Raw genomic sequence first — 12,511 nt, 5'->3', positions numbered from 1 at the left:
CGGATCACGATCAGGCAGCTGGTTAGTCAACCCGCTGAGGATATGGGAGGTCTCTTCTCCTGCAGCCACGTCCAACCTCTCTTTGAGCGCATTCATCGGCACCCTCAGCTCCGGCAGGGTAACTGCCTGGCGTGAACGCGACGTGTGCGACATATCGGTTACAACTGCCCGGTCATGTGCGCCGGGCAAGGTCCAATCACAACTACTCCCGCCGGTGTCAGCGGGACGTTTGCCCTCGCGGGCGTAGTCGTCACCAGCCACTCTAGCTCTCACATCTCAGGGATGCGTAGCTGTCCCGTGGGGGTCCAGTCGTATTTGACCGGCATACTGGTTGTGTGACGACGTGCCGCCCGGCGGTGCCCGGATCGCCGTGTGTGACGCAGAATATGGCGGATCGCGGGGCCAACAGCTTGAAGCGCAGGCGCAAAGGGTGTTGGCTTGGAGTAATGGAAATCACTAGAGCTTTTGAAAACACCAAGCATAGGAGCAACACGTGAGCGAGGCCGACGCCGCCACTTCGGTAAATGTGGCGGAAAAACTGGGTTTCAAAACCGGTGACCTGATTCAGGAATTCGGTTATGACGACGACGTCGACTTCGACTTGCGCGACGACATCGAAGATCTCACCGGCTCGGAACTCTTCGATGAGGACGACCACGAAGTAGTAGATGCCGTCATTCTTTGGTGGCGTTCCGGCGACGGGGACCTCGTTGACACCCTGGTTGACTCGCTGACCACCCTGGCTGAGGGCGGCGTCATCTGGGTGCTGACCCCGAAGTCCGGCCGGGTGGGCTATGTGTCACCGGCGGACATCCAGGATGCCGCACCCACCGCAGGGCTGCACTACACCACCTCCGCCGGCGTTTCGAAGGACTGGAGCGCCACCCGGGTCACGCGGAAGAACAAGTGACCCAAGCCGGCGCAGTCCGCATCAGCGGGGATGAGGCAGCCGGGGCAGAGGTTGTGCCCGCTGTCGGCGATGTTGCCCCCGACTTTGAGCTGCTGAACCAGTTTGGCGAACCCGTGGCGCTCTCGGAGCTCCGCGGCCGGAACGTCGTGCTCGTGTTTTTCCCGTTCGCCTTCTCCGGCATCTGCACGGGTGAGCTGTGCGAAATCCGGGACAACCTGGCGATCTTCGAGGGTTCCGATGCCGTCGTGCTGGGGATCTCGGTGGACAGCAAGTTCGCCCAGCGGGCCTACGCGGAGAAGGAAGGCTATGCCTTCGACCTGCTGGCGGACTTCTGGCCGCATGGGGCCGTCGCCGAACACTACGGGGTGTTTGACCCCGCAAGCGGCATGGCCAAGCGCGGAACCTTCATCATCGACGCGAACGGCATTGTGCGCTACGTGGTGGTGAATCCCCGCGGCCAGGCCCGGGATTTCGCCGAGTACCGCTCCGCCCTGGCGGGACTTGGCCGGAGCTGACGCGGTGAGGACGCGGCGGCCCGGGATCGGCATGACTGCTTTTGCCAGCCTGCCCCCGGTCCCCGTCGGGACGCCGGCCCGGGACGAGCTTGCGGTCCTGCAGGAAATCCATGACGTTCTCGCGGGGGAGCGATTCGCCCTGTTGACCGGTGCCGGGCTGAGCACCGACTCCGGCATTCCGGACTACCGCGGGCCGGGCGCCGCCCCCCGGGCTCCCATGACGTACCAGGAATTCATCGGCGAGGCGGACAACCGGCGCCGCTACTGGGCCCGGAACCACATTGGCTGGTCCCATCTGCGCCGCGCCGATCCCAATGACGGCCACGCCGCCGTCGTCCGGCTGGAGCGCCGCGGCCTGCTCACCGGACTCATCACCCAGAACGTGGACCGGCTCCACGAGGACGCCGGAAGCGTCAACGTGGTGGACCTGCACGGCCGCTTCGACCAGGTGGTCTGCCTCGCCTGCCACCGGCGTTACAGCCGGACGCTGCTGGCGGGGGTGCTGGAAGAGCTCAACCCCGGCTTCCTGGAACGGGCGCTCTCCGGCGGCGTGGTCGAAATGGCTCCCGACGCCGACGCCACCGTCGAGGACGCCGCCCTGATCGAGAGTTTTGTCGTGGCCCACTGCCCGGCCTGCGGGGGCACGCTCAAACCTGATTTCGTCTACTTCGGCGAGAACGTCCCGAAAGACCGGGTGGAACGCTCGTACGCCATGGTGGACGAGGCCGGCGCCCTCCTCGTTGCCGGATCCTCCCTGACGGTGATGAGCGGCCTGCGGTTTGCCCGGCACGCTGCCAAGCACGGGAAGCCCGTGGTGATCATCAACCGCGGCCAGACCCGCGGGGACGAGCTAGCCACGGTCAAGCTCGACGCCGGCGTCAGCGAGGCCCTCACCTGGCTTGCCGACGAACTCCCGCCGCGCTGAGCCCGATTGGCGTTCTGCCCGCTGCATCCGGTACAGTAACTGTTCGTTGGTTCAAGCGCTGAGGCTTGGAACCAGCAGTTTGGGTCTTTAGCTCAGCTGGTAGAGCGCCACGTTTACACCGTGGATGTCATCGGTTCGATCCCGGTAGGACCCACCAAAGAAAACCCCGCTGTTGCAGGCTGCAAAGCCCGCACGGCGGGGTTTTGCATACTCCGGCAGCCCTGGCGCAGATTAGTCAGTGCATGGCCTCTCCATGTGCTGACAACGCACCTGGCCGCGGCGTATTTATCCGTCAACGACGGCATCGTGTCCTTTGACCGGCCACCGGCCGTGCTGCTACTGGTTCAAAGCGTGGCAGTACCGCTACAACGCCCAGGCGGTTCTGGCTGCAGCGGCCGCGATCTGCCGCACTGCTGCCGTCGCCTTTTGGGTCCATCCCGCCGGCATTCAGGATGGTGGATTTCACCGGCGGCGTGTCCCTGGCGTTCGCATTCCGCAAGGAATGTCACAGCCCCGCCCTACCGTGGCGGTATGGAACACATCATGGTGAAATCTGGTCCGGATGGCAGGCCACGGGCAGTCGTGCGCGGTGGCCGCGAATGGCTCATCGGTGCGGAGCCGGTCCGCTGGTTCGAGCGGGTGAGCTGGTGGGAGGCGGAGCGACGGATGCCCAAGGGGCTGAGCCGCGTCGACGTCGAGGTCTGGCAGATCCAGGCCAGACTGGGGCGGAATCCGGGTTCTGCCCTTACCACGATGGAAATCATCCGTGACGGCCTGGGCGGCGGCTGGCGGCTGCGGGAGGCCATAGCGGACGCGGCGTAGGTGCGGTATCGCGGGCCGGACGTGCCGGGGCATTGGAAAGGCTTTCCACCGCGACTATTGGGGGATGCCGCGGTGGAAAGCCTGTAATGAATATACCGTGAATTTTCGGAAATGTGAAACACGCGACGGGATTCCGGGCGGCAGAAATGCCTATTCGATGGCCTAAACGATGCGGGTTGCCGGCCGCCTCCGCGGCTAGGGCCGCTGGACCGGGACGAACACCCTGGGCTGGTTCTTCCACTCGGGTTCCATTTCCGAGATGGTCTCCCGCATGATCCGGTCCGAGGCGCCGCGGGCTGCCTCGGGGTTCCCGCTGGCGATCGCCTCGGCCAGGTCCACATGCCACTGCAGCGCCGTCGCCCGCGGGTGGTCCGGCATCAGGCCGTGCACGGTGCGCCCGGTCAGCGTCTCAGCCACCTGGCCCACCATGTTTGCAAACATTTCGTTTCCGGAGCCGGTCAGCAGCAGGGAATGGAAATGGATGTCCAGCTCCAGGAACCTCGGCACGTCCCCGGCCTGCCCGGCGTCGCGCATCGCGTGCGACACCTCCACGAGTTCGCGCCGGATCTCCTCGGGGGCGTTGGCGGCAGCCAGTTCGGCGGCCACGGGTTCGACGGCGGTGCGCAGTTCTGCGAGGGAGCGCAGCTGCGCGCCACGGCCTTCCCCGGCGAGGCGCCAGCGGATCACCTGCGGGTCGAAGGGGTTCCAGCGGTTGGCCGGCAGCACCCGGATGCCCACGCGTTTCGTCGTTTCGACGAGGCCGAGCGATTGAAGGACACGCACCGCCTCGCGGACCACCGAACGGGACACCTTGAGTTCATCCTCGAGGTGCTCGGCCAGCATGATGTGGCCGGCCGGAAGTTCGCCGGCGACGATGCGGGTGCCAAGGTGTTCGATCGCACGGTGGTGGAGGCTGGTTGACATAGTCGTAAGCATAGTGCGGCGCACCCTGTTCCAGCCGCCGTTACGGCAAGGACCGGCGGAGAGGGCGCCGGAAATCATAGACTGTTTGTGACGCGCCATATTCCGCCACGTGGGCAGGGCTTTCCAGCTCCCCGCGGAAATACATATGGTTTATTGACAGCCACTGATCCCAAGAAGATGGGTCCCGCCTTCCGCGCGGGACGAACTGCACTAGTTGCACAGAAATGAATTGGAGTTTTGATGTCAGCACACATCGGTGTCACCGGCCTTGCGGTGATGGGGGCCAACCTCGCCCGCAACCTGGCCCGGAACGGCTTCACCGTTGCCCTGCACAACCGGTCCGTCGAGAAGACCGATGCCCTGCTGGCCAAGCACGGCACGGACGGCGACTTCATCCGCACGGAGACCCTGCAGGAGCTCGTCGACTCGCTGGAGAAGCCGCGCCGCGTGCTGATCATGGTCAAGGCCGGCAAGCCGGTCGACTCCGTGATCGAACAGCTCGAGCCGCTGCTGGAACCGGGCGATATCATCATCGACGCCGGCAACTCCCACTATGAGGACACCCGCCGCCGCGAAGCCGCGCTTGCCAAGAAGGACCTGCACTTCGTCGGCATCGGCGTCTCCGGCGGAGAGGAAGGCGCCCTCAACGGCCCCTCGATCATGCCCGGCGGATCGAAGGAGTCCTACGACGCCCTGGGCCCGCTGCTGGAAAAGATCGCCGCCCACGTCGACGGCAAGCCCTGCTGCGCCTGGATCGGCACCGACGGCGCCGGCCACTTCGTCAAGATGGTCCACAACGGCATCGAATACGCCGACATGCAGGTCATCGGTGAAGCGTTCGACCTGCTGCGCTCCGGCGCAGGGATTGAACCGGCCGAGCAGGCCAAAATCTTCGCCGAGTGGAACAAGGGCGACCTCGCCTCCTTCCTGATCGAGATCTCCGCCGAAGTCCTCGGCCACGTGGATGCGAAGACCGGCAAGCCGTTCGTCGACGTCGTGGTGGACGCCGCCGGCCAGAAGGGCACCGGCCGCTGGACGGTCATCTCCGCGCTCGAGCTGGGCTCCCCGACGTCGGGCATCGCCGAATCGGTCTTCGCCCGGGCGTTGTCCTCCCAGACGGAGCAACGGAAGCTGGCCCAGGAACTGCTCGCCGGCGGCGAGGCCGACGTCGAGGTCCCCGAGAGCTTCGTCGAGGACGTCCGCCAGGCGCTGTACGCCTCCAAGCTGGTCTCCTACGCGCAGGGGCTGGACATGCTCACCTCGGCCGCCAAGGAATACGGCTGGGACCTGAAGCTGGACGAGATCGCCTCGCTCTGGCGCGGCGGCTGCATCATCCGCGCCGAACTGCTCAAGGAGATCACCAAGGCCTACGCCGCGGCGGAGAAGCCGGCCAACCTGCTCTTCGCCCCGGCCTTCACCAAGGCGATCGCCGACGTCCTCCCGGCCTGGCGCCGCGTGGTCGCCACCGCGGTCCAGCTCGGTATCCCGGTTCCGGTGTTCTCCTCCTCGCTGGCCTACTACGACGGCCTGCGCCGCAAGCGCCTGCCGGCCGCCGTGATCCAGGGCCAGCGTGACCTCTTCGGGGCGCACACCTACGGCCGGGTCGACGCCGAAGGTACCTTCCACACCCTCTGGGGCGAGGACAAGTCCGAGATCGAGGCAGTGGACACCCACTAGTCTTCCTGCCGACGCGAACGGCCGGTGCTCCCCGTTACGCTGGGAGCACCGGCCGTTCGTGTTTTCCCCGGGATCCGGTCCCGGCGTCCGTCCAACCACCCGCCCCCGCAAGCCAGGAGACCCGCAAATGTCCCAGCCCGTAGCATTCGTCACCGGTGCGTCCACCGGAATCGGTTATGAGACCGCCTGGAAGCTCGCGGCGCACGGATTCACCGTCTATGCCGGGGCCCGCCGCGTCGAGAAGATGGAGCCCCTCAAGGCCCACGGGGTGACGGTCCTGGCGCTGGACGTCACGGACGAGGATTCCATGGCCGCCGCCGTGGAGCAGGTGATCGCCGCCCACGGCCGGGTCGACGTGCTGGTTAACAATGCCGGCTACGGTTCCTACGGCTCGCTGGAGGAAGTGGAGCTGGCCGAGGGCCGGCGGCAGTTCGACGTCAACCTGTTCGGGCTGGCGCGGATGACCCAGCTGGTGCTGCCCGGCATGCGGGCCGCGGGGCGGGGGAGGATCATCAACGTGTCCTCGATCGGCGGAAAGATGTACGAACCGCTGGGTGCCTGGTACCACGCCACGAAGTTCGCCGTCGAGGGCCTGAGCGATTCACTGCGGATCGAACTCAAGCCCCACGGCATTGACGTGTCGATCATCGAGCCGTCAGGCACCGAATCCGAATGGGGCGCCATCTCCGGCGACAGCCTGCTGGCCACGTCCGGCCACGGGCCCTACATGGACCAGGCGAAGGTGGTGGCGGCGGCGCTGGCCTCCACCGTGGGTTCCACCATGTCCACGCCGCCGCACGTCATTGCCGACGCCATCGTCCACGCCGCGACGTCCCCGAAGCCCAGGACCCGCTACCCGGTGGGCAAGGGCGCCCGGGCCATCCTGCTGCTGCGGCGGCTGCTGCCGGACCGTGCCTTCGACGTCGTGATCTGGAACATCTACAAACGGTTTCCCTCGTAGCGTCCGCGCCGGGCCGGTCCCGGCGGCGGGGGCCGGTTAGATCCGGTATTCGATCAGGTATTCGGCCGGGTCGACGGCGGGCTTGGTCTCACGCTGCGCGTCCCGGTGCCGCCAGGTGGCCGGCACGCCCGTGAGGATCGATTCCGCCGGGGCATCCTTGACCACCACGGCGTTGGCGCCCACGGCGCTGTCCCGGCCGATGGTGATTGGCCCCAGGATCTTGGCCCCGGCCCCGATCACGACGCGGTCCTCAAGGGTGGGGTGGCGCTTGACCTTGGCCAGGGAGCGGCCGCCGAGGGTCACGCCGTGGTAGATCATGACGTCCTCGCCGATTTCGGCGGTCTCCCCGATGACCACCCCCATGCCGTGGTCGATGAAGAAGCGGCGGCCGATCGTGGCCCCGGGGTGGATCTCGATCCCGGTGAGAAACCTGGCCAGCTGGGAAATCAGCCGTGCCGGGAAGCGGAGCGCCGGGTTCTGCCACAGCCGGTGCGTCAGGCGGTGCGCCCAGATCGCGTGCAGGCCGGAGTAGGTGAAGAAGTTCTCGACAGACCCTCGAGCCGCCGGGTCGTGCGACCGGGCGGCATCGAGGTCTTCCTTCAGTCTTGCGAAGAAGCTCACAAAGACCTTTCTACGAAATCGTGGATAGCGGGCTGGACTCAGCCGCGGATGTCGTCGTACAGCACGGTGGAGATGTAACGCTCACCGAAGTCGCAGACAACAGCAACAATCAGCTTACCGGCGTTCTCCGGGCGTTTGGCGAGCTCCAGGGCTGCCCAGACGATCGCGCCGGAGGAGATGCCGCCGAGGATGCCTTCCTTGACGCCGAGCTCGCGGGCCACTCGGACCGAGTCCTCCAGGGTGGCGTCAATGACCTCGTCATAGACGTTGGTGTCCAGGATTTCCGGGACGAAGTTGGCCCCGAGGCCCTGGATCTTGTGCGGGCCCGGAGCGCCGCCGTTGAGGATGGGGGAGTCCTTCGGCTCGATTGCAATGATCTGCACCTCGGGCTTGCGCTCCTTGAGCACCTGTCCGACGCCGGTGACGGTTCCGCCGGTGCCGACGCCAGCGACGAAGATGTCCACCTTGCCGTCGGTGTCCGACCAGATTTCCTCGGCCGTGGTCTGCCGGTGGATCTCCGGGTTGGCCTCGTTGGCGAACTGCTGGGCCCAGATCGAATTCTCCGTGTTCGCGACGATCTCCTGGGCCTTCTCAACGGCGCCACGCATGCCCTCGGAGCCGGGAGTGAGCACAATCTCGGCGCCGTAGGCGCGGAGCATGACACGGCGTTCGGTGGACATGGTCTCCGGCATGGTCAGGATGACCTTGTAGCCGCGGGCAGCCCCGACCATGGCCAGGGCGATTCCGGTGTTGCCGGACGTGCCTTCGACGATGGTGCCGCCGGGCTTGAGCGCACCGGACTTCTCCGCGGCGTCGACGATCGCGACACCGATCCGGTCCTTGACGCTGTTGGCCGGGTTGTAGAACTCCAGCTTGACGGCCACAGTGGCGTCAAGGCCTTCGGTCAGCCGGTTGAGCCGGACCAGCGGGGTGCCGCCGACCAGCTGGGTAACGTCGTCATAGATCCGTGCCATGGGTGTCTGCGCCTGTCTGTTGAGGAGGGGATACTGAGGTCAGCCTAACGAGGGCCCGCGGGCCCTAGCTAAGCATTAAGCCATGCTGAGTAATATTTCCTGGCTTTGGCCAGCTTCGGGTTGATGATCACCTGACAGTAGCCCTGCTCCGGGAACTTGGCGAAGTAGTCCTGATGGATTTCCTCGGCCCGGTGGAACACCGGCAGCCGGCTCACCTCCGTGACGATCGGATGAGCCCACAGCGACTGGTTCCGCTCGATCGCTTCCTCGAAAAGGATCTTCTCCTCGGTCGTCTCATAGAACATCGAGGAGCGGTACTGGGTCCCGACGTCGTATCCCTGACGGTTGAGCGTGGTGGGGTCGTGGAGTGCGAAGAACATGTCCAGGATGACCTCCGCCGGGATGGCCTCCTCATCGAAAGTGACCGCCACCACCTCGGCATGGCCGGTGGTTCCGGAGCAGACGGCGTAGTAGTCGGGGTTGCGGTGATGGCCTCCGGTGTAGCCCGAAACTACAGCGCTGACACCCTTGGTTTTCTGGTAAACGGCGTCGAGGCACCAGAAGCAGCCTCCGCCGAGGACAAAAGTTCTCATGCTCTGTTCAATGGTTGAAGGGCCCCGATGATTCCCGACGGCTGCGGGGCGGGCCCGCCGATAGGGTAAAAATGGGGGTATGGAACCTGTAAACACCGACGTTTCAGCTGGCCCCACTGAGGGAACCAACGGTGCCGGCGACGGATCCGGGGAAACCCCCGAGGCGCCCACCCTGGGCATGATCCTGCTGGCCGTGGAAGAACTCTGGCCCGAATCCCTTGCGGAGGACTGGGACGAGGTGGGGCTCGTCGTCGGCCGTCCCGCCGCCGAAGTGCACAGGATCCTCTTCGCCGTCGACCCGACCCTCGAGGTGATCGAGGAGGCCATCGACTATGGCGCCGAACTGCTGATCACCCACCATCCGCTGCTGCTCAAGGGGGTCACCTCGGTTGCGGCAACCACCGCCAAGGGCCGGGCCGTGCACCGCCTGATTGAATCGGGGACGGGGCTGCTGACGGTACACACCAATGGGGATTCAGCCGTCGGCGGCGTCTCGGATGTCCTGGCCGACGCCCTGGGCCTGCAGAACGTTGCCCCGCTGACCCCGGCCGCGAACGGTCTGCCGGAGGAAGGCATCGGACGGGTCGGCGACCTGGCAGAGGTCCAGACCCTGGGCGACTTCGCCGCGCGCGTCTTCGGCATCCTGCCCTCGGTTGCCGGCGGGGTGCGCGTGTCCGGGGACCGGGACGGGCTGGTCCGGCGCGTGGCCCTCTGCGGCGGCGCGGGTGATTCCCTCTTCGGCGAGGTCCGGGCCAGCAACGCCGATGTCTTCCTGACCGCGGATCTGCGGCACCATCCGGCGTCGGAGGCCCGCGAGGCGGCGGTCAATGACCGGCCCTACCTGATCGACGTTTCCCATTTCGCCAGCGAGTGGCTGTGGCTGCCTGCCGCGGCGGAGGCACTGGGCAATGTGCTGAACGACCAAGGGCACGACGTCGACATCCGGGTCAGCACCACCAACAGCGATCCGTGGGACTTCATTCTGACTCCGGGCGGGGACTAGAGTCTAGGGAGCGCCGAATAGGTGCCCGGCTCCGGTCGGCAGGGAATAAGCGGAGGTAAATAGTGGCCAAGGCAGCACCGGCGGAACAGTTGAAGTTGCTCGAATTGCAGGGACTTGACGCGAAACTCAAATCCCTGTCCAACCGCCGCCGAAGCCTTGAAAGCGACTCCCGGATCACCGATCTTGAAGCAGCCCTCAGCGTGGCCACCGGTGAACTCGGCGCTGCGAAGATGGCTGTCCACGACGCGGAACTCGAGCTCAAACGTGCCGAAGCGGACGTGGAGCAGGTGGCCACCCGGATCGAACGCGACGAGGCCAGGCTCAACAGCGGCACTGGCCTATCCAAGGACCTCGTGGCCCTGCAGCGCGATCTGGTGTCCCTCAACAAACGCCGTTCCGACCTCGAGGACGTCGAACTGGAAGTCCTGGAGCGGCTGGACTCGCTCCGCCTGCGCCAGGCCAGCCAGCAGCAGATCGTGGACGACATCCAGGGCTCTTTCGGCTCCATCCGCTCCGAGCTGGACGAGCAGCTCGCCGAAATCGCCGCCGAAGCCACGGTGGTGCGCGGCAAGCGCGCCGAGTTCGCCGAGGGTCTGGACGCCGGCCTGCTGGCCATCTATGAGAAGACCCTGGCCAGGCGCGGTGTCGGGGCAGCCCGCCTGTTCCACGGGACATCCGAGGGCTCGGGCATGCAGCTGAGCCCCGGCGACCTCGCCGAAATTAAAGCCGCGGCCGAGGACGACGTGGTGTTCTGCCCGGATTCTGGCTGCATCCTGGTCCGCTCCGCCGAATGGGCCTAACCACCCATCCGGCCCGCAGCAGGGGGCCGTACTGAACACTCAGAACGGGCCCCTGCTGCGGGTTAGTGCTGCGACTTAGTCGGGGAGGATGAGGTTGAGTGTGTGCGGCTTCCGGGCCGTGCCCGCGACCAGTTCGGCGGTCCACTTCTCTGCGGCCGCTTGTCTCAGCTGGGCGGGAGTCTGCGGCGCCTTGCCCCGGCGGGCCAGGAGATGCCGGGCGAGTTCGCCCCGGGTGTGCTTGGCGAAGTGGCTGACCACTTTCCGGACCCCACTGACCTCGGTGAATACGTTGACGGCAACGGTCTGCGCCGGCGGAGGGGTCCACGCGGCGGCGTAGGTGCTGGACCGGCAGTCCATCAGCAGTTCCCCTTCCGCGGCGGCGGCGAGGGCTGAAGTGAGCTGCGGCTTCCAGAAGGACGCCAGGCGCCCGACGTCGGGCAGCGTGGTGGCCATCGACAGCCGGTAGGCGGGCACCCGGTCGCCGAAGCGGATGGCGCCCCAGAGCGCGGAAATGACCAGCACGCACGCGTCGGCCTTCTTCCGCTGCGCCGGGGTGAGGGAGTTGTAGTCCAGTGCGTCGTACAGCACGCCGGAGTAGACCTGATGGGCGGGGGCCGCCGGCTCGGCGTGCAGCCTCGTGTTGCGTTCGACGTCGGCCCGCAGCGAGGCACCGACCCCAAGAAGCGCCAGGGCGTCCTCATGGGCGCTGACCGTGCCGAGCCCCTCCAGCACCTTGGCCCGGTACGCGTTCAGCCCGGGGAAGCTCAGGGTGGTCCAGTCGACGGCGTTGCCGGCCGTGGCGGGGGTCTTGCCTTCGGAGGGCGGCAGCAGAATCAGCACTGTCCAATCTTAGCCGCGCCCGTGGCTCCGAAGGCGCCCGTCCGGACGGGGCCCGGGTGCCCGCAGGCTACGCCGCCTTGAACGGTGGGGCCTGGGCCGGCGGAGCCTGTGCCCTGGAAGCCTGGGCTGCCTGGGCTGCCTGGTTTTCGCGTGCGAGGAAGGCGGACAGCTCCCCGATGGTGCTCATCAGCGGTGCCGGGAAGACGACTGTCGAGTTCTTGTCCACGGCGATTTCCACCAGGGACTGCAGGTTCCGCAGCTGGAGCGCCAGCGGGTGGGCCATCATCGTATCCGAGGCCTCGCCCAGGGCCGTAGCGGCTATCGACTCACCCTCGGCGGAAATAATCTTGGCCCGTTTCTCACGCTCGGCTTCGGCCTGGCGTGCCATGGCGCGCTTCATGGTCTCCGGCAGCTGAATGTCCTTGAGCTCCACGAGGGTAACCTCGACGCCCCACTCCAGTGTGAGGGCGTCGAGGATCTCGCGGATATCGCTGTTGATGCGCTCCGTTTCCGAGAGCGTCTGGTCCAGGCTGTGCCGTCCGACGACTTTCCGCAACGTAGTCTGGGCGATCTGGTTGATGGCCGCCGACACGTTTTCGATCGCCACCACGGACTTCACCGCGTCAACGACCCGGTAGTAGGCCACCGCCGAGATGTCGACGCTGACATTGTCCTGGGTGATGATTCCTTGTGACTGGATGGGCATCGTCACGATCCGCAGGCTGACGAGGGTGAGCTTGTCGATAAACGGGATAATAAAACGCAAACCGGGCATCCGGACGCCGACCACCCGGCCGAGCCGGAACAGGACCCCCTGCTCGTACTGCCGCACAATTCGAATCGCCATTTTGGCCAGTATGAGTACCAGAGCCACGGCGATCAGCCACATGATGATAGCGGTCCAGTCCATCGGAATCATTCCTTGCCTGGGAGGATACTTCCTGTC

14 protein-coding genes and 1 tRNA gene are annotated in these 12,511 nt (G+C 66.1%); 9 read left to right on the top strand and 6 right to left on the bottom strand.

The window, feature by feature from the left end; genetic code table 11:
* Window positions 1–493: 493 nt before the first annotated feature.
* The 5 genes from BJQ90_RS19205 (at window position 494) to BJQ90_RS19185 (ending at window position 3,172) form a co-directional block, all read left to right on the top strand.
* The gene (locus BJQ90_RS19205; protein WP_226761795.1) at window positions 494–910 is read left to right on the top strand and encodes a DUF3052 domain-containing protein; all 417 of its coding nucleotides are present in this window, start codon (window positions 494–496) and stop codon (window positions 908–910) included.
* 20 nt (window positions 911–930) lie between these two features.
* A complete protein-coding gene (locus BJQ90_RS19200) occupies window positions 931–1,425 on the top strand; it encodes a peroxiredoxin (protein WP_226761796.1) in 495 nt (164 codons plus the stop codon).
* 31 nt (window positions 1,426–1,456) lie between these two features.
* Window positions 1,457–2,350, top strand: coding sequence for an NAD-dependent protein deacetylase (locus tag BJQ90_RS19195; protein ID WP_264197433.1), 894 nt, complete (start codon window positions 1,457–1,459; stop codon window positions 2,348–2,350).
* An 81-nt stretch (window positions 2,351–2,431) separates the two neighbouring features.
* Window positions 2,432–2,507: transfer RNA gene (locus BJQ90_RS19190), tRNA-Val, on the top strand.
* A gap of 386 nt (window positions 2,508–2,893) precedes the next feature.
* A complete protein-coding gene (locus BJQ90_RS19185; RefSeq protein ID WP_226761793.1) occupies window positions 2,894–3,172 on the top strand; it encodes a hypothetical protein in 279 nt (92 codons plus the stop codon).
* Window positions 3,173–3,367: 195 nt separating this feature from the next.
* Here the strand turns inward: BJQ90_RS19185 and BJQ90_RS19180 are convergent, their stop codons facing one another.
* Window positions 3,368–4,096, bottom strand: a complete 729-nt coding sequence (locus tag BJQ90_RS19180; protein WP_226761792.1) for a FadR/GntR family transcriptional regulator — start codon at window positions 4,094–4,096, stop codon at window positions 3,368–3,370.
* Between the two features lie 240 nt (window positions 4,097–4,336).
* On the opposite strand from BJQ90_RS19180, the gene gndA reads away from it, so the two are divergent.
* Together gndA and BJQ90_RS19170 are read left to right on the top strand one after the other, a co-directional pair.
* Window positions 4,337–5,773: an NADP-dependent phosphogluconate dehydrogenase gene (gndA, locus tag BJQ90_RS19175; protein WP_226761791.1), complete on the top strand. Its 1,437-nt coding sequence runs from the start codon at window positions 4,337–4,339 to the stop codon at window positions 5,771–5,773.
* Window positions 5,774–5,900: 127 nt separating this feature from the next.
* Window positions 5,901–6,734 (top strand): oxidoreductase, encoded by an 834-nt coding sequence (locus BJQ90_RS19170; protein ID WP_226761790.1) that lies wholly within the window; start codon window positions 5,901–5,903, stop codon window positions 6,732–6,734.
* Between the two features lie 36 nt (window positions 6,735–6,770).
* Here the strand turns inward: BJQ90_RS19170 and epsC are convergent, their stop codons facing one another.
* The 3 genes from epsC to msrA form a co-directional block, all read right to left on the bottom strand.
* Complete coding sequence (gene epsC, locus BJQ90_RS19165) at window positions 6,771–7,355, bottom strand: serine O-acetyltransferase EpsC (protein WP_226761789.1); 585 nt, start codon at window positions 7,353–7,355, stop codon at window positions 6,771–6,773.
* A gap of 38 nt (window positions 7,356–7,393) precedes the next feature.
* Window positions 7,394–8,329 carry a cysteine synthase A gene (gene cysK, locus BJQ90_RS19160; RefSeq protein WP_226761788.1) on the bottom strand — a complete coding sequence of 312 codons (936 nt, stop codon included), beginning with the start codon at window positions 8,327–8,329 and terminating at the stop codon, window positions 7,394–7,396.
* Window positions 8,330–8,397: 68 nt separating this feature from the next.
* Window positions 8,398–8,922 (bottom strand): peptide-methionine (S)-S-oxide reductase MsrA, encoded by a 525-nt coding sequence (gene msrA, locus BJQ90_RS19155; protein ID WP_226761787.1) that lies wholly within the window; start codon window positions 8,920–8,922, stop codon window positions 8,398–8,400.
* A gap of 79 nt (window positions 8,923–9,001) precedes the next feature.
* On the opposite strand from msrA, the gene BJQ90_RS19150 reads away from it, so the two are divergent.
* Window positions 9,002–9,925: a Nif3-like dinuclear metal center hexameric protein gene (locus BJQ90_RS19150; RefSeq protein ID WP_226761786.1), complete on the top strand. Its 924-nt coding sequence runs from the start codon at window positions 9,002–9,004 to the stop codon at window positions 9,923–9,925.
* A gap of 62 nt (window positions 9,926–9,987) precedes the next feature.
* Window positions 9,988–10,725, top strand: a complete 738-nt coding sequence (locus BJQ90_RS19145; protein WP_226761785.1) for a zinc ribbon domain-containing protein — start codon at window positions 9,988–9,990, stop codon at window positions 10,723–10,725.
* A 75-nt stretch (window positions 10,726–10,800) separates the two neighbouring features.
* Here the strand turns inward: BJQ90_RS19145 and BJQ90_RS19140 are convergent, their stop codons facing one another.
* Together BJQ90_RS19140 and BJQ90_RS19135 are read right to left on the bottom strand one after the other, a co-directional pair.
* Window positions 10,801–11,565, bottom strand: coding sequence for a YaaA family protein (locus BJQ90_RS19140; protein WP_226761784.1), 765 nt, complete (start codon window positions 11,563–11,565; stop codon window positions 10,801–10,803).
* A 67-nt stretch (window positions 11,566–11,632) separates the two neighbouring features.
* Complete coding sequence (locus BJQ90_RS19135) at window positions 11,633–12,475, bottom strand: slipin family protein (protein WP_226761783.1); 843 nt, start codon at window positions 12,473–12,475, stop codon at window positions 11,633–11,635.
* Between the last annotated feature and the right edge of the window lie 36 nt (window positions 12,476–12,511).

Origin of the sequence: Arthrobacter sp. SO3 (assembly GCF_020532825.1) — a bacterium.
Classification (GTDB): Bacteria; Actinomycetota; Actinomycetes; order Actinomycetales; family Micrococcaceae; genus Arthrobacter.
The sequence above is the reverse complement of the archived record's forward strand: the minus strand, read 5'-3'. Positions and strand labels throughout refer to the sequence as shown.